Origin of the sequence: Streptomyces sp. NPDC005576, assembly GCF_042871745.1 — a bacterium.
Lineage (GTDB): Bacteria > Actinomycetota > Actinomycetes > Streptomycetales > Streptomycetaceae > Streptomyces.
Map to the genome: position 1 here is coordinate 38,305 of NZ_JBIAJC010000021.1, position 16,218 is coordinate 54,522.

Annotated in this window: 13 protein-coding genes; 9 read left to right on the top strand and 4 right to left on the bottom strand. The window is 72.6% G+C overall.

From position 1 onward, the window contains the following. The first annotated feature begins 141 nt into the window (after positions 1 to 141). Entirely contained in the window at positions 142 to 594 is a 453-nt protein-coding gene (locus ACFYPN_RS30070) for an SRPBCC family protein (protein WP_358762087.1), read from the top strand. Positions 595 to 849: 255 nt separating this feature from the next. After that, on the top strand, positions 850 to 3,414 hold the full coding sequence (locus ACFYPN_RS30075) for a DHA2 family efflux MFS transporter permease subunit (RefSeq protein ID WP_358762089.1): 2,565 nt from the start codon (positions 850 to 852) through the stop codon (positions 3,412 to 3,414). A gap of 51 nt (positions 3,415 to 3,465) precedes the next feature. Here ACFYPN_RS30075 and ACFYPN_RS30080 read toward each other — a convergent pair whose 3' ends face one another. Further along, on the bottom strand, positions 3,466 to 4,392 hold the full coding sequence (locus ACFYPN_RS30080; RefSeq protein WP_358762091.1) for a LysR family transcriptional regulator: 927 nt from the start codon (positions 4,390 to 4,392) through the stop codon (positions 3,466 to 3,468). Positions 4,393 to 4,558: 166 nt separating this feature from the next. Between ACFYPN_RS30080 and ACFYPN_RS30085 the strand changes: the two genes are divergently transcribed. Further along, positions 4,559 to 5,560, top strand: coding sequence for an aldo/keto reductase (locus ACFYPN_RS30085; protein WP_358762093.1), 1,002 nt, complete (start codon positions 4,559 to 4,561; stop codon positions 5,558 to 5,560). Between the two features lie 30 nt (positions 5,561 to 5,590). Here the strand turns inward: ACFYPN_RS30085 and ACFYPN_RS30090 are convergent, their stop codons facing one another. From ACFYPN_RS30090 to ACFYPN_RS30100, 3 genes are all read right to left on the bottom strand, one after another. Next, entirely contained in the window at positions 5,591 to 6,673 is a 1,083-nt protein-coding gene (locus ACFYPN_RS30090; RefSeq protein ID WP_358762167.1) for a magnesium and cobalt transport protein CorA, read from the bottom strand. 132 nt (positions 6,674 to 6,805) lie between these two features. Next, complete coding sequence (locus ACFYPN_RS30095; protein WP_358762095.1) at positions 6,806 to 7,186, bottom strand: VOC family protein; 381 nt, start codon at positions 7,184 to 7,186, stop codon at positions 6,806 to 6,808. 60 nt (positions 7,187 to 7,246) lie between these two features. Then, positions 7,247 to 8,614, bottom strand: coding sequence for a M64 family metallopeptidase (locus ACFYPN_RS30100; protein ID WP_358762097.1), 1,368 nt, complete (start codon positions 8,612 to 8,614; stop codon positions 7,247 to 7,249). Positions 8,615 to 9,113: 499 nt separating this feature from the next. Here ACFYPN_RS30100 and ACFYPN_RS30105 point away from each other — a divergent pair, with 499 nt between their 5' ends. The 6 genes from ACFYPN_RS30105 to ACFYPN_RS30130 all read left to right on the top strand — a co-directional run bounded on the left by ACFYPN_RS30105 (position 9,114) and on the right by ACFYPN_RS30130 (position 16,159). After that, a complete protein-coding gene (locus ACFYPN_RS30105; protein ID WP_389302620.1) occupies positions 9,114 to 10,049 on the top strand; it encodes a metallophosphoesterase family protein in 936 nt (311 codons plus the stop codon). Continuing rightward, positions 10,049 to 10,714 carry a 4'-phosphopantetheinyl transferase superfamily protein gene (locus ACFYPN_RS30110; protein WP_358762101.1) on the top strand — a complete coding sequence of 222 codons (666 nt, stop codon included), beginning with the start codon at positions 10,049 to 10,051 and terminating at the stop codon, positions 10,712 to 10,714. The genes ACFYPN_RS30105 and ACFYPN_RS30110 overlap by 1 nt, the downstream gene beginning before the upstream one ends. A gap of 235 nt (positions 10,715 to 10,949) precedes the next feature. Further along, positions 10,950 to 11,783 carry a M55 family metallopeptidase gene (locus tag ACFYPN_RS30115; RefSeq protein ID WP_358762103.1) on the top strand — a complete coding sequence of 278 codons (834 nt, stop codon included), beginning with the start codon at positions 10,950 to 10,952 and terminating at the stop codon, positions 11,781 to 11,783. Next, the gene (locus ACFYPN_RS30120) at positions 11,776 to 13,119 is read left to right on the top strand and encodes a M20/M25/M40 family metallo-hydrolase (protein WP_358762105.1); all 1,344 of its coding nucleotides are present in this window, start codon (positions 11,776 to 11,778) and stop codon (positions 13,117 to 13,119) included. The genes ACFYPN_RS30115 and ACFYPN_RS30120 overlap by 8 nt, the downstream gene beginning before the upstream one ends. Before the next feature lie 20 nt (positions 13,120 to 13,139). Further along, positions 13,140 to 15,185 carry a prolyl oligopeptidase family serine peptidase gene (locus tag ACFYPN_RS30125; RefSeq protein WP_358762107.1) on the top strand — a complete coding sequence of 682 codons (2,046 nt, stop codon included), beginning with the start codon at positions 13,140 to 13,142 and terminating at the stop codon, positions 15,183 to 15,185. Further along, on the top strand, positions 15,182 to 16,159 hold the full coding sequence (locus ACFYPN_RS30130) for an LD-carboxypeptidase (RefSeq protein WP_358762109.1): 978 nt from the start codon (positions 15,182 to 15,184) through the stop codon (positions 16,157 to 16,159). Before ACFYPN_RS30125 ends, ACFYPN_RS30130 begins: the two co-directional genes overlap by 4 nt. The last annotated feature ends 59 nt before the right edge of the window (positions 16,160 to 16,218 follow it).

A 16,218-nucleotide genomic window follows, 5' to 3' on the forward strand; every position in this document is an offset into this window, starting at 1 on the left:
GTCCGGACGGTTTCGGGCCGGGGCTTGGCCGGTCATGAGGGGGATCCCCGGCCGCAGGTTCACCGCCCCGATTTTGAGCGGACCCGCCCGGGGTGGTTGGCTCGACCCGCCCCCCATCAACCGAGTGCTGGAGGAACAGCCATGGCGCAGGTCGAAGCCACCACGGAGCGGACCATCGCGGCGGACGCGGAGACGGTTTTCGACGCGCTGGCCGACTACAAGGAGGTCCGGGGCAAGGTGCTGCCCGGACACTTCAGCGAGTACGAGGTCCGCGAAGGCGGCGACGGTGAAGGCACCCTCGTCCACTGGAAGCTCCAGGCCACCAGCAAGCGGGTGCGAGACTGCCTCCTGGAGGTGACCGAGCCGACCGACGGCTCGCTGGTCGAGAAGGACCGCAACTCCTCCATGGTCACCACCTGGACCGTCACCCCCGCCGGGGAGGGCCGCTCCAAGGCGGTCGTCTCCACCGTCTGGAACGGTGCCGGCGGCATCGGAGGCTTCTTCGAGCGGACCTTCGCCCCCAAGGGACTCGCCCGCATCTACGACGAGCTGCTCCAGAACCTCGCCACCGAGGTCGAGAAGACCGCGAAGTAGATTCCGTCGCCGGACGGTGGGCCCACCGCCACCGTCCGCGCGCCGGTCCCGTTCCCCCGGGCCCGCCCGGCAATCGGCGCCCCGGCCGCCTCACCGGAACGAGTGGTTTTCCCAGGCAACCTTCTGTGCGCCCCACGCCGCTCTCACCGGCGGATACGTCCCCACGCACGCCGTCCGCTCCCCTCGGAGCCGTTTGCCCTGCCTTGCCGCGCGATGCGAGAAATGTGCGGCGCAGTGCGACGAGGGGAGCGTTCCGTGGTGGGTGGCAGCACGCTGGTCGAGGGCGGACCGGACGGGTCGGGGGACCGGGAGGACGAACCCGGGCGCCCGCCCGTCCTCCCTCCCGACGACACCCCGACCCAGGAGCTGCCCGTCCGGGCCGGGCCACCCGGACCCCGGGAGGCGCCGCCCGCCGTGTCCGGCGAGCCGACGGAGGACGGCGCCCCGGCGGCGGACGGCGAGGTGCAGGCCCGTCAGGTGCGGACGGTCTTCATCGGGCTGATGCTCACGATGCTGCTCGCCGCCCTCGACCAGATGATCGTGGCCACCGCGCTGCCGAAGATCGTCGGTGAGCTGCACGGACTCGACAAGATGTCCTGGGCGGTCACCGCCTATCTGCTCGCCTCCACGATCGTGCTGCCGCTCTACGGCAAACTCGGCGACCTCTTCGGACGCAAGGGCGTCTTCCAGTTCGCCATCATCGTGTTCGTCGTCGGCTCGGCCCTCGCCGGCTGGTCGCGCACCATGGACCAGCTGATCGCCTTCCGGGCCCTCCAGGGCATCGGCGGTGGCGGACTGATGATCGGCGTCCAGGCGATCATCGCGGACATCGTCCCGCCCCGGCAGCGGGGCCGGTACATGGGGCTCATCGGCGGGGTCTTCGGACTGGCGTCCGTGGCCGGACCACTGCTCGGCGGATTCTTCACCGACCATGTCTCCTGGCGCTGGTGCTTCTACATCAACGTGCCGTTCGGGCTGGCGACCCTCGCCGTCATCGCCGTCGTACTGAAGCTCCCCCGGCCGAAGATCCGCCCGAAGCTCGACGTGCTGGGCGCCGCGCTGCTCGCCCTCGCCTCCACCTGCCTGGTCCTGCTGACCAGTTGGGGCGGTACCGAGTACGCCTGGGGATCGCGGACCATCCTGGCTCTCGCTGCCGGGGCGGTCGTCACCGCAGCCCTCTTCGTCGCCGTCGAGGCGCGCGCGGCAGAACCGATCATTCCGCTGCGGCTCTTCCGCGACTCCGTGTTCAACGTCAGCGGACTCGTCGGCGCTGTCATCGGCGTGGCGCTGTTCGGTGCGGCGAGCTACCTGCCGACCTACCTCCAGATGGTCGACGGCGTGAGCGCCACCGCATCCGGGCTGCTCATGCTCCCCATGATGGGCGGCATCGTGGGTGCCTCCATCGTCTCCGGCCAGATGATCTCCCGCTCCGGCCACTACCGGATCCACCCCATCGTGGGAAGCGCCCTGTCGGCGGTCGGCATGTGGCTGCTCTCCCGGCTGGAGCTGGGCACCTCCCGGCTGGAATACAGCCTCGCCCAGGCCGTGCTCGGCATCGGGATCGGGCTCGTCATGCCGGTACTGGTGCTCGCGGTGCAGAACTCCGTACGCCCCACCGACCTCGGCACCGCCACCAGCGCCAACAACTACTTCCGGCAGATCGGCGGCAGCGTCGGAGCGGCGATCTTCGGCACCCTGTTCGCCGGGCGCCTCGCGGACGCCCTGGAGGTCCGTCTGCCCGTCGGGGCGGGGCTGCCCGACGCGACGTCCGTCACCCCGCAGCTGATCCGCACGCTGGATCCGGCGCTGCGCGACGCGTACATCCAGGCGTACGTGGACGCGATGCCGCGGATCTTCCTCTACCTGGTGCCGGTCCTGCTGACCGGTCTCGCCCTCGCCTTCTTCCTCAAGGAGAAACCGCTGGTGTCCCACCACAGCCCCGAAGCCGCCGTCGAGCCCGCCGAGATCCCCGCCGCCCGTACCGTCCCCGTTCCCGGCCCGGCTCCTGTCGCCGTACCCGTGCCCGTACCCGCCCCGGCTTCCGTCGCTGTCGCCCACGTGGGCGGCGTGCCGGTACGCGGCCGCGTCCAGCACCAGGACGGCACCACCGTGTCCCGGGCGGCGCTCACCCTCATCGACATCCAGGGGCACCAGGTCGGCCGGGGCGCCAGCGACGGGGACGGGCGGTACGCGCTGAGCGTGCCCGGCTCCGGTTCATACGTGCTGATCGCCGCCGCGGGAGGGCACCAGCCGCAGGCCGTCAGCGTCACCGTCGGCGAACGGCCGGTCTCGCTCGACATCGTCCTCGGCGGCGCGGGCCGCCTCGCAGGGCGGGTCCTCACCCCGGACGGCGCCCCGGTCCGCGACGCCACCGTCACCCTCACCGACGTACGCGGCGAGGTGGTCTCCTCCACCCGGACCGGCCACGAGGGCGGTTACGTCATCGGGGAACTGGTCGCGGGCGAGTACACCCTCGCCGCCGGTGCCGCTGCCTTCCGCCCGGCCGCGCTCCCGGTCAGCGTGCAGGCCGCCCGCGAGACCCGCCAGGACATCGAGCTGGCCGGTGGCGCGGTGCTGCGCGGCGTCGTACGCGCCTCCGGCGGGAGGCTCGTCGAGGACGCCCGGGTCACCCTGCTCGACGCCGCGGGCAACGTGGTCGACACCCTCACCACCGGCCCGGACGGAGCGTTCCGCTTCGTGGACCTCTCGACCGGCGAGTACACCGTGATCGCGGCCGGCTACCCGCCGGTGGCCACCGTGCTCCAGGTCGCCGGCGGCGGCCGGACCGAGCGCGACCTGCAGCTGGGCCACGAGGACTGACGGCCGGGGAGGGCCCGACGGGCGGGGAGGGCCCGACGGGCGGGGCGGCCCCTACTCCCCGCCCCGCTCCCGCTCCGACGTCACCAGGGCCACCAGCGCCCGCGCCCCCGGACTGGTCGCCCGCTGCGGAGGGAGCACCACCACACTCTCGTACCGCGCCGGTCGCGCCCCGGCCCCCCGGCCGGACGCCTCCGGCGCCACCAGGTCCAGGGCCACCAGCAGGGCCGCTTCCGGCTTGCGCGCGAAGTGGCGCGGGACGACCGCGATGCCGAGCCCCTCCTGGACCAGCTCCAGCAGGCTGTGCACGTCGTTCACCTCCAGCGCCACCGTCCGGCGCACCCCGGCGGCGGCGAACGCGGCGTCGGCGGCCCGCCGGGGACCCCAGTCCGGGTGGAAGTCGATGAACGACTCCTCGGGCAGCGCGCCCCAATCGACCCCGGGCCGCCCGGCGAACCGGTGCCCGGCCGCGCACAGCACCACCATCTCCTCGGTCGCCAGCGGAATCAGCTCCCCGCGCCACTCCAGCGGGCTCACCGTCGCCGCGAACGCCAGGTCGAGCCGCCCGTCCGCCACCCCGTCCAGCAGGCTCATCGTGCCCTCCTGGCGGAGCCGGATCTCCATGTGCGGGTGTTCGCGGTGGAAGGCCGCCAGCAGCCGCGCCGGACTGACCCCCGCCACGCACTGCTCGACCCCCACCGTCAGCGTGCCGCGCAGCAGACCCCGTACGGCGTCCACCGCGTCCCGTGCCGCACGCGCTCCGGCGAGCGTTCGCACCGCCTCCACCAGCAGCGCACGGCCCGCCTCCGTGAGCCGCACCGACCGGGTCGTCCGGCTGAACAGCGGCGTCCGCAGCTCTTGCTCCAGCGCCCGCACGGACGCCGACAGACCCGACTGGGAGACGGCGAGACGCTCGGCGGCCCGGGTGAAGTGCTGCTCCTCCGCGACGGTGACGAAGTGCTCCAGCTGACGCAATTCCATGATTGATGAATCTAAACGATGAATGCCAGAGCTGTTTCCCGTTGGACTGCTGGATCATTCTCCGTCAGCCTGGAGGCGGACCCCCTCAGCGGATACCCGCCGTGGAGTGAGCCCCCGGCACTCCGGACCGGAGTGCCCCGTCCGACGACCTCGCGGAGCCTTTCGTATGTACCTTCCGTCCGCCGACCGCTACTCCGCCATGCCCTACCGGCGCACCGGACGCAGTGGCCTCCTGCTGCCCGCGCTCTCCCTCGGTCTGTGGCACAACTTCGGGGGCGACCGGACGCCGGACACGCAGGCCGCCATCCTGCGCCGGGCGTTCGACCTCGGCGTCACCCACTTCGACCTGGCGAACAACTACGGCCCGCCGCCCGGCTCCGCCGAGATCAGCCTCGGACGCTCGCTGGCGACCGACTTCGCCGGGCTCCGTGACGAGCTGATCATCTCCACCAAGGCCGGTTACCTGATGGGCCCGGGCCCGTACGGCGAGTGGGGCTCGCGCAAGAACCTGCTCTCCTCGCTCGACCAGAGCCTCGGCCGGATGGGCCTGGAGTACGTCGACATCTTCTACTCCCACCGGCCCGACCCGGACACCCCGATGGAGGAGACGATGGGGGCGCTCGACACCGCCGTCCGCTCCGGCCGGGCGCTCTACGCCGGCATCTCCAACTACTCGCCGGAGCAGACCCGCGAGGCCGCGGCCATCCTCAAGGACCTGGGCACCCCGCTCCTGATCCACCAGCCCCGCTACTCGATGCTGGACCGCTGGGTGGAGGACGGCCTCCTGGACGCACTGGACGAGATCGGCGCCGGTTCCATCGCGTACTCCCCGCTCGCCCAGGGCATGCTCTCCGACCGCTACCTCGACGGCATCCCGGAGGGTTCGCGGGCGGCGGGCTCCAGCCCGTTCCTGACGCCGGACGCCGTCACCCCCGCCTTGGTCGAGAAGCTGCGGGCGCTCGACGCGGTGGCCAAGGAGCGGGGCCAGTCGCTGGCCCAGCTGGCGCTCTCCTGGGTGCTGCGCGGTGGCCGGGTCACTTCGGCGCTGGTGGGCGCGAGCAGTGTCGCCCAGCTGGAGAACAGCGTGGAGGCCAGCCGCAACCTGGACTTCGACGCGGACGAACTCGCCCTCGTCGAGTCGATCCTCACGGGCGCCGACGCCGCTTAAGAGGCATCGGCCCTCCGCGCAGGCGGGCGCTCAGAGCCAGCCGTTGCGCCGGAAGCCCCGGTGGATCGCGTAGCACGCCAGGGCCATCAGCCCCAGTGCGAACGGGTATCCGTAGGTCCACCGGAGCTCCGGCATGTGCGAGAAGTTCATCCCGTACATTCCGCACACCATCGTCGGCACGGCGACTATCGCGGCCCACGCGGTGATCTTGCGCATGTCCTCGTTCTGCCCGACCGCGACCTGGGCCAGATGGGCCTGGAGCACCGAGTCGAGCAGCGAGTCGAAGGACGCCATCTGCTCGGTCAGCCTGGTCAGATGGCCCGCGACGTCGCGGAAGTACGGCTGTATCTCCGGGGTCACGGTCGGCATGGGCCGGGTGGCGAGGGTGTGCAGCGGGCGGTCGAGCGGGGTGACCGCCCGCCTGAACTCCAGGAGCTCGCGCTTCAGTTGATAGATCCTGCCCGCCTCGCCGCGGCCGGCGTCCACGCTGAACACGGCGGCCTCCACCGCGTCGATGTCGTGCCGCACGGAGTCGGCGACCTCCGCGTAGTCGTCGACCACCGAATCCGCGACGGCGTGCAGCACGGCGGACGGCCCCTGCCGCAGCCGGTCCGAGTCGGCCTCCAGGGCCTCGCGCAACGGGCCGAGCGAGCCGTGGCTGCCGTGCCGGACCGTGATCACGAAGTCGTCCCCGGTGAAGACCATCAGCTCGCCGGTGTTCACCACGTCGCTGGCGGCGGTGAACTGCTCGTGGTCGACGTAGTCGCACGTCCGGAAGACGGCGAACAGCCCCTTGCCGTAGGACTCCACCTTCGGGCGCTGGTGCCCGCGCACCGCACTCTCGACCGCCACCGGATGAAGGTCGAACAGCTCGGCCACGCGCGCCAGTTCCTCCTCGCCCGGCTCGTGGAGGCCGAGCCAGACGAAACCCCGCCCGGTGCGGCGGACCCGGCTCAGCGCCTCTTCGGGTGAGCCGGCCACTGGCTGCCGTATCCCGTCCTCGTACGACACGCAGTTCACGACCGAACTGCCGAGCGGGGAACGGGCCGGGTGACTCAGGTCGACCGTGCGGCGGACCGCACGGCTCATCGCCCGGCGGATGGAACGGATCATCGGCACGGTGGCCCCCTCGGCATGGAATACGCGCGGCCAGTCTGCCATTCGACCGGTGCGTCCTCCCAGGCCGTCGCGGTGACCCCGACGGGCGGGCACGGTGCCGGGCGGGGCCGAGCCCGCCCGGGCGCCTCACGCCGCGCAGAACTCGTTGCCCTCCGGGGCCCGCATGAGCCACCAGTGTCCGGGCGGCCCCTGGCCGACCTCGCGGACCGGGGCGGCGCCGAGGCCCTCGAGCCGCTCCACCAGCTGGCTGCGGCCGCCGGGTTCGCCGTGGATGTCGATGTGCAGACGGTTCTTGCCGGACTTCTCCTCGGGAACCTCCTGGAAGAGCAGCCGCCGTCCGGCGCCCACGCCGCTGGTGTCGTCGAAGGGGTCCTCGGGGTGGCGGATCGCGGCGTAGCCGCGGAAGACCTTCCGGCCGTCGTGCACGGTGACCGCGGCCTCGCCGAGCTGCCCGGCGGCCAGCAGCCGTGCGACGAGCGGCCTCGGGTCGGCGTGCCGGCACCCCACCCGCGGCTATCTGCTCCGCTTCGACCTGGCGATACCGAGGGGAGCGGCCTCGCACCCGGATCAGCGAATCACCGACCAGCTCAGGGAGTCGGTCGCGGCGGTCTTCGCCTTCGGGTCGCGCAGTGAGGCCGTCGTGTCGGTGACACGCGCCGTGAGGGTGTGGGCGCGTCCGTCCGCGGGGACGCCGAGCCGGCGTGGTACCACCGTCGTCCGCCCGCGCGCCTGGACGGCCTCGGTTCCGTCGACGTACCACCGGAGGTCGAGCTCGGAGAGTCCGGCGGCGAGCGTGGCGAGGCTCACGGTGACCGACTGGCCGCGCTTCACCGGGGCGTCCGTGGCGTCCGCGGTGAGGGGTGAGGCGTACCGGTAGAAGCCGCTGATCATGGCCTCCCGGCCCGGCAGGTTGAACTTGTCCGTGGAGAGCGACCGCATCAGGGAGCCGGCGGTAGGCCGGTGGACACCCAACGGATAGTACGAACTGCCCGTGTACGTACCGACGGTGCCGCCCGAGGGGTCGGTCTCGCCGAGCCAGCGGTACCACTTGGTCCGGGCGGACGCCAGCTGCGCGGCCGTACGGACGGTGGAGTTGGGTTCGACGGGCTCGGCTCCGGTGTACGTGCCGTAGCTGTCGTACGTGTACTCGTCGGCGAGCAGGCCGATCGAGTGGCCTATCTCGTGCGCGGCGATCAGACTGGACCGGCTGTTGTCGGACGAGAGGGTGGAGACTCCGGCGAAGGGGTAGCCGGAACCGAGCTCCGAGTAGCCCGCGCCGCCGTACTTGGCCGAATTGGAGACGACGACGACGAGATCGGTGGCAGGGGCCTTGGCTGCGTACGTCTTGACCTTGTCGAGGTCCACGCAGATGAGCCGTTCGGTGCTGGAGCACCAGAAGTACGAGCCGAGCGCGGTGTTCTTCACCACGTCGGCCGAAGGGTCGCCGGAGATGCCCGATTCGGCCGAAACGGCCCCGACCGCCCACACGTTGAAGAGACCCGTGTAGCTCCGGTACGGCTCGACGGCGGTGACCTCCGCCCACCGGGCGCGTGCGTCGGCGAGGAAGTCGTCCTGCTCGGCGGCGGTGTAGCCGTCCCCGATGATCGTCACGTCCATGCGGGCGCTGCTCGGGCCGGTCCGGGAGAGGACGGTGACCGCGCCGTCCGCGGCCGTCGTGGCGTCGGCGGAACGCGCTGCCGAGGACTCCGCCGGTGACTCCGCCGGGCCGGAGGCCGCGTACGGCGACTCCGCGGGCACCTGGACGTGCCGGCCCTCGCCCGCGGGGTCGGGGAAGTACTCGGCACGGGCGGTGGAACCGGCCGCAGGGGCGGAGTCGGGCGCGTTGTCCGCCACGGCGGTACCGGTGGCGGTCGAGAGAGCGGCGGCGAGTGCCAACGCGGCGGCGACCGCGGTTCTGCGCATGCGGAGGTGCACGGAGGATCTCCTTCGGGGTGGGCTCGTCTGAGCGGAACGGGCGGGTGACGCATGGTCAGAACGGGGTGAGCCGGGTCACGCGAAGTCGGGGACGCCGTGGAAGCCGGGGCGTGCCGGTGTGCGGGGTGCCGCCGTGCCGATAAGTAGGTAGGTAAATATGCTTAACCTGCGATGAAATGAGGGCTTCCGGGGGACTCTGGCAAGCACCGGGGCTGAAGTTGGCGGTGAGACGGATGTGCACGCCTCCGGTGGGACAACCTGCGGCGCCGCACGGCCCGGAGGTGCGAGCGCGCTCCGACTCGGCTGTTTCCCGAGGGTAGTTAGGGGTTCCGCGCGCACCCCGGGGCATGCCAGCCTTCACAGCGGTACGGTCCACGCCGGGCAGGCGAATCCCGCGCGTTACGGCAGGCACAGGAGGCACAGGAGGCACGCACGACACGGCACGGCACGCACGACACGGCAGGCACGACACCGCCCCCGCACGGCACCGACACGCAACATGGGCACACGGACCGACACGCAACACCGGCACGCACCGTCTCCACACCAGGGGACGACGAGAGGAAGAGCCTTGTCACAGACATCCGGCAGTCTGCTGGCCATCAGCGATCTCCACGTCGGCCATGAGGAGAACCGCAGAATCGTCGACGCTCTCCGCCCGGAGGGCGAGAACGACTGGCTGCTGGTCGCCGGGGACGTCGGCGAGATGTCCGAGGACATCGAGTGGGCCCTGCGCACCCTCGCCTCGAACTTCGCCAAGGTCGTCTGGGCGCCGGGCAACCACGAACTGTGGACACCCCCCAAGGACCCGTTGCGCCTGCGCGGGGTGGAGCGCTACGAGCACCTCGTGGAGCTCTGCCGGGGCCTGGGGATCGTCACCCCGGAGGACCCGTACCCGGTCTGGCACGGCCCGGAGGGGCCCGTGACCGTCGCCCCCCTCTTCCTGCTCTACGACTACACCTTCCGCACCCACGCCCCGCTCAGCCGCGAGGAGGCGCTGGCCGCCGCCCACGAGCGGGGCGTGGTGTGCACCGACGAGTACCTGCTCCACCCGGACCCGTACGAGAGCCGCCAGGCATGGTGCGAGGCACGGGTGCGGTCGACCGAGGAACGGCTCGGCGCGCTGGACCCGGCGATGCCGCTCGTCCTGGTCAACCACTACCCGCTCGTCCGCGCGCCGATGGACGTCCTGCGCTACCCGGACTTCGCGCTCTGGTGCGGCACGGAGTCGACGGCGGACTGGCACCGCCGCTTCCCCGTCGCGGCCATGGTCTACGGACATCTCCACATCCCCCGCTCCACCGTCTACGACGGGGTGCCCTTCGAGGAGGTCTCCGTCGGCTACCCGCGCGAATGGCAACGGCCCGGCCATCCCCGCACGGTGCCGCCCCGCCGCATCCTCCCGGCCACCCCGGCGGGCCAGGGGGAGCGGTGATGCTGCGGGCGCTCCTGCCCGAAGGCGTCGCCGTGGAGGAAACCTCCACCGACCCCCCGGGGGCGGAGCTGTACCCGGAGGAGGCCGCGCTCGTCCGCGACGCGGTGGAGAAGCGCCGCGCGGAGTTCACCACCGTCCGGTACTGCGCGCGCCGGGCCCTGAGCGCCCTCGGCCTGCCGCCGGCGCCGGTGCTGCCCGACCGGCACGGTGCGCCGCGCTGGCCGGCCGGGGTCGTGGGAAGCCTCACCCACTGCCACGGGTTCCGGGCGGCGGCTCTCGCCCACGGCACGGACGTGACGATGCTCGGCATCGACGCCGAGCCCCACGCCCCCCTGCCGGACGGAGTGCTGAAGGTGATAGGGCTCCCCTCCGAGCAGGCGTGGACGGAGTCCGCTCCGCCCGGAACCCACTGGGACCGCCTGTTGTTCAGCGCGAAGGAGTCGGTCTACAAGGCCTGGTACCCGCACACCGGACAGCGGCTCGGCTTCGAGGACGCGGAACTGCGCTTCGAGCCGGCGAGAGGCACCTTCACCGCCCGCCTGCTCGCACGGCCCCCCGCCCAGCCACCCGGCCGCCCGCCGCTGCCCCGGACGCTCGACGGGCGCTGGCTGACCGGGAACGGACTGGCGGTCACCGCCGTCGTGGTGGCCCCACCGTCCGCGTAGGCCGTGTCCGACCCTTCCCACCGGCCCGGGCGGCTTGCTGCCACGTGCCGCGGGTGGCCGTGTGCGAGTCGTATCCGCCGGACACCACCTCGCCGGCCGGACGCGTGCGGACCGCATGATTCCGCCCCCGGCCGCCCGGGCCGCCCCTGTCCGGTCACCGGCGGGGGAGCCCTCCGGGAGACCTCACCACCCGGGCCGTGGCCCGCGCGGACCGGGGCGCGTACCGTAGGGGCGCATGAAGATCTTGATCAGCGCCGACATGGAGGGCGCGACCGGTGTGACCTGGCCGGGCGACGTCCTGCCCGGCGCTTCCCAGTGGGAGCGCTGCCGCCCCCTGTTCACCTCGGACGTGAACGCCGCGGCTCTCGGCTTCTTCGACGGGGGAGCCGACGAAGTCCTCGTCAACGAAGCCCACTGGAGCATGCGCAACCTCCTCCTGGAGCAGCTCGACGAGCGCGTCGAGATGCTCACCGGGCGGCACAAAGCCCTCTCCATGGTCGAGGGGATCCAGCACGGGGACGTCGACGCGGTCGCCTTCGTCGGCTACCACACGGGCGCCGGCACCGAGGGCGTCCTCGCCCACACCTTTCTGGCCAACTCCATCACCGGCGTCTGGCTGAACGGCGTACGCGCCAGCGAGGGACTGCTCAACGCGCACGTCGCCGCCGAGTACGGGGTCCCCGTCGTGCTGGTCACCGGCGACGACCTGACCTGTGTGGACGCCGAGGGCTACGCCCCGGACGCCCGCAAGGTCGCCGTCAAGGACTACGTGTCCCGTTACGCGGCGGTGTGCCGCACCCCCGCCCGCACCGCGGCCGACATCCGGGCGGCGGCCGCCGAGGCCGTGTCGCTCGCCGTCCGCCACGAACCCGTCACCGGTGGCAGCTTCGCCGTGGAGCTGGAGTTCGACGCCGAGCACCTGGCCGGCGCGGCCACCGTCGTGCCCGGCGTCACGCAGACCGGCGCACGGCGCGTCGCGTACACCAGCGCGACGATGTACGAGGGAATTCGCACGTTCAAGGCGGTCACGACGATCGTGTCCGCCGCAGTGGAGGAACAGTATGGCTGAGTCGCCCGCCCCGTCCCCTTCCGTGGACCAGCAGGCCCTCGACGAATCGGTGGCGTTCACCTCGGAGCTCATCCGGATCGACACCACCAACAACGGCGACGGCAGCTGCCAGGAACGCCCGGCCGCCGAGTACGTCGCCGAACGCCTCGCGGACATCGGTCTGGAACCCGCCCTGCTGGAGCGCACCCCGGGCCGGACCAACGTGGTGGCGCGCATCGAGGGGACCGACCCGTCCGCCGACGCGCTCCTCGTCCACGGCCACCTCGACGTCGTCCCCGCCGAGGCCGCCGACTGGACCGTGCACCCCTTCTCCGGCGAGGTGCGCGACGGTGTCGTCTGGGGCCGCGGAGCCGTCGACATGAAGAACATGGACGCGATGATCCTGGCGGTCGTCCGGGGCTGGGCCCGTGCCGGCATCCGCCCCCGCCGCGACATCGTCATCGCCTACACCGCCGACGAGGAGGCCAGCGCCGCCGACGGCTCCGACTTCCTCGTCGACCGGCACGCCGCCCTCTTCGAAGGCTGCACCGAGGGCATCAGCGAGTCCGGCGCCTTCACCTTCCACGCGGGCGACGGCCTCTCCCTCTACCCGATCGCGGCCGGCGAGCGCGGCACGGGCTGGGTGAGGCTCACCGCGCACGGCCGGGCCGGCCACGGCTCCAAGGTCAACCGCGACAACGCGGTGACCCGGCTGGCCGCCGCGGTCACCCGGATAGGCGAGTACACCTGGCCCGTCCGGCTGACCCCGACCGTGCGGGCGGCGCTCACCGAGATCTCCGCGCTGCACGGCCTCTCCGTCGATCCCGACGCCCCCGGCTTCGACGTCGACGAACTCCTCGGCAAGCTCGGTCCCGCCGCCTCGCTGGTCGCACCGACCGTCCGCAACAGCAGCAACCCGACCCAGTTGGACGCCGGATACAAGGTCAACGTCATCCCCGGCCACGCCACCGCGGTCGTCGACGGACGCATGGTCCCGGGCGGCGAGGACGAGTTCCGCACGACCATGGACCGGCTCACCGGCCCGGGTGTCGACTGGGAGTTCATCCACCACGAGGTGCCGTTGACGGCCCCCGTGGACACCCCGACCTTCGCCAAGCTGCGCGCCGCCGTCGAACTCTTCGACCCCGGCGCCCACGCCGTCCCGTACTCCATGTCGGGCGGTTCGGACGCCAAGCAGTTCTCACGTCTCGGCATCACCGGCTACGGCTTCTCGCCGCTCAAGCTGCCGGTCGGATTCGACTACCAGGCGCTCTTCCACGGCGTCGACGAACGCGTTCCCGTGGACGCCCTGCACTACGGGGTCCGCGTCCTCGACCACTACCTGCGCAGCGCCTGACCACGACGGGGGAATCATCCATGGCGTCCACCCAGCCCATCACGAACCAGCCCGGCACGAACCCGGCCCCGCTCCCCGCCCCGTACGGCACCTGGTCCACGCCCGTTGACGCGGCGCTCGCCGCCTCGCACGACGGGCGCCCGGAGTACGTCGGCACCGTCGGCGACGAGGTCTGGTGGACGGAGCCCCGCCCCGGTGAGGGCGGCAGGCGCGCCCTGGTGCGCCGGAGCGTGGAGGGCGCGATCACCACCGTGCTGCCCGCACCGTGGAACGCCCGCAGCCGGGTCATCGAATACGGCGGACAGCCGTGGGCCGGAGTCGCCCGCGACTCGGGAGGCCCGCTCGTCGTCTTCGTCCACTTCGCCGACCAGCGGCTCTACGCGTACGCCCCGGACGGCCCCGATGCCCCGTGGCCGCTCACCCCGCTCTCCGCCGTCGGCGGCGGGCTGCGCTGGGTGGACCCGCAGATCCACCCCGACCGGGACGAGGTCTGGTGCGTCCTGGAGGAGTTCACCGGTGAGGGCCCCGCCGACGTGCGCCGGGTGGTGGCCGCGGTACCGCTGGACGGCTCCGCCGCCACCGACCGTGCCGCCGTACGCGAACTCTCCGACGACCGGCACCGCTTCGTCACCGGGCCCCGGCTCTCGCACGACGGACGCCGGGCCGCCTGGATCGCCTGGGACCACCCGCGGATGCCGTGGGACGGCACGGTCGTGATGCTCGCCGAGGTCACCGCCGAGGGCACCTTCACCGGAATCCGGCCGCTCGTCGGCGACACCGACGAATCGGTCTGCCAGGTGGAGTGGGACCCGGACGGCTCCCTGCTCTTCGTCTCCGACATCAGCGGCTGGTGGCAACTCCAGCGCGTGCGGCCCGACGCCGTCGGGAGCGGAGCCGTACCGACCACCACCCTCTGCCCCGGCCGGTCCGAGGAGTTCGGCGGACCGCTCTGGAAGATCGGCCTGCGCTGGTTCCAGCGGCTCGACAACGGACTCGTCGCCGTCCTCCACGGCACGGGCACCACCCGGCTCGGCGTGCTCGACCCGGAGACCGGCGACCTCGTCGATGTGCCCGGACCCTGGACCGCCTGGTCCGAGACCCTGGCCGTCCGGGGCGACCGCGTCATCGGCGTGGCCGCCGGCCCGTACACCGGCTACGAGGTCGTCGAGCTGGACACCTCGACCGGCCGCACCCGGATCATCGGCGCGCCGCACACCGACGCCGTCGATCCCGCGTACTACCCGCGGCCGGAGGAGCGCACCTTCTCCGGGCCGGACGGCCGCGACATCCACGCCCTGGTCTACCCGCCCCGCAACCCCGGCCACACCGGCCCCGAGGGCGAACTGCCGCCCTTCGTCGTCTGGGCGCACGGCGGCCCGACCAGCCGCGTCCCGCTCGCCCTCGACCTGGAGGTCGCCTACTTCACCTCGCGCGGCATCGGCGTCGTGGAGGTCAACTACGGCGGGTCGACCGGCTACGGACGCGCCTACCGCGAACGGCTGCGCGAACAGTGGGGCGTCGTCGACGTCGAGGACTGCGCCGCCGTCGCCGAGGCACTGGCGGCCGAAGGATCCGCCGACCGCTCCCGGCTTGCGATCCGGGGCGGCAGCGCAGGCGGCTGGACCACCGCCGCCTCCCTCACCAGTACCGATCTCTACGCCTGCGGGGCCATCAGCTACCCCATCCTGGACCTCACCGGCTGGGCCGTCGGCGAGACCCACGACTTCGAGTCGCAGTACCTGGAATCCCTGGTCGGCCCGCTCGCCGAGGTCCCCGACCGCTACCGCGACCGGTCGCCACTGACCCGCGCCGACCGGCTGCGCACTCCGTTCCTGCTGCTCCAGGGCCTGGACGACGTGATCTGCCCGCCCGTCCAGTGCGAGCGGTTCCTCGCCGCGATCGAGGGACGCGGCATCCCGCACGCCTACCTCAGCTTCGCGGGGGAGAGCCACGGCTTCCGGCTGGCGGCCACCATGGTCCGCGCCCTGGAGGCCGAACTCTCGCTCTACGCGCAGACCTTCGGCATCGACGGAGTCGACGTCCCGGTCCTGGAACTGAAGCGATGAGAACCTCGCCCGCGGGCACCCCGGCCGGAACAGACCCCGCACCGCTCGCGCGGGCCGCCAGGCTCCGGCCCGGCGCCCGGGTCGTCGTCGTCTCGCCCAGCGGGCCGGTACCCGCCGAGCGGATGGACGCCGGACTGGACGTCCTGCGCGGCTGGGACCTCGATCCCGTCGTCGCCCCGCACGCCCGCGACGTCCACCCCGAACTGCGCTACCTCGCCGGGACGGACGAACACCGCGCCCAGGACCTCCAGGAAGCCTGGTGCGACCCGTCGGTGGACGCGGTCCTCTGCGCCCGCGGTGGCTACGGCGTACACCGCATGGTCGACCTGCTCGACTGGACCGCCATCCGCGCGGCCGGCCCCAAGCCGTTCGTCGGGTACAGCGACATCACCGTGCTCCACGAGGCATTCGCCCTGCGGGCCGGGTTCTCCACCCTGCTCGGCCCGATGGTCGGCGCCGAGACCTTCCTCAAGGACGCGGCCACCCAGGACGGCCTGCGCACCACCCTCTTCGAACCCGGGTCGGTACGGACCCTGGGCCTGGAGGCCGCCGCCTCCCTGGTGCCGGGACGTGCCCGGGGCGTCACCTACGGCGGCTGCCTCAGCCTCCTCGCCGCCGACGTAGGCACCCCCGGCGCCCGCACCTCCGCCCGGGGCGGCCTCCTCCTCATCGAGGACGTCACCGAGGACCCGTACCGCATCGACGGCTTCCTCACCCGCCTGCTGCGCTCCGGCGCACTGAGAGGGGTCGCCGGAGTGGTCTGCGGCTCGTGGGAGAGCTGCGGACCGTACGACCGGGTCCGCGCGGTGCTCGCCGACCGGCTGGGCGCCCTCGGGGTGCCCGTCGTCGAGGAGCTGGGGTTCGGACACGGCCCGACCACGCTCACCGTCCCGCTCGGACTCCCCGCCGTGCTCGACGCCCCGGCGGACGGCGGCCGGGCGACCCTCACGGTGGAGGTACCCGCGTTGATCTGACGGCGGGTTACGTCCGGCGGTCCCGGGGGCGGACTCCCCGGGACCGAACGGCCGCCGGA

Excerpts from the sequence above, each read along its gene's own strand:
- ACFYPN_RS30070 (WP_358762087.1), top strand. The coding sequence starts at position 142 with ATGGCGCAGGTCGAAGCCACCACGGAGCGGACCATCGCGGCGGACGCG.
- ACFYPN_RS30080 (WP_358762091.1), bottom strand. The coding sequence starts at position 4,392 with ATGGAATTGCGTCAGCTGGAGCACTTCGTCACCGTCGCGGAGGAGCAG.
- ACFYPN_RS30085 (WP_358762093.1), top strand. The coding sequence starts at position 4,559 with ATGTACCTTCCGTCCGCCGACCGCTACTCCGCCATGCCCTACCGGCGC.
- ACFYPN_RS30090 (WP_358762167.1), bottom strand. The coding sequence starts at position 6,673 with ATGATCCGTTCCATCCGCCGGGCGATGAGCCGTGCGGTCCGCCGCACG.
- ACFYPN_RS30105 (WP_389302620.1), top strand. The coding sequence starts at position 9,114 with ATGGGCACACGGACCGACACGCAACACCGGCACGCACCGTCTCCACAC.
- ACFYPN_RS30110 (WP_358762101.1), top strand. The coding sequence starts at position 10,049 with ATGCTGCGGGCGCTCCTGCCCGAAGGCGTCGCCGTGGAGGAAACCTCC.
- ACFYPN_RS30115 (WP_358762103.1), top strand. The coding sequence starts at position 10,950 with ATGAAGATCTTGATCAGCGCCGACATGGAGGGCGCGACCGGTGTGACC.
- ACFYPN_RS30120 (WP_358762105.1), top strand. The coding sequence starts at position 11,776 with ATGGCTGAGTCGCCCGCCCCGTCCCCTTCCGTGGACCAGCAGGCCCTC.
- ACFYPN_RS30125 (WP_358762107.1), top strand. The coding sequence starts at position 13,140 with ATGGCGTCCACCCAGCCCATCACGAACCAGCCCGGCACGAACCCGGCC.
- ACFYPN_RS30130 (WP_358762109.1), top strand. The coding sequence starts at position 15,182 with ATGAGAACCTCGCCCGCGGGCACCCCGGCCGGAACAGACCCCGCACCG.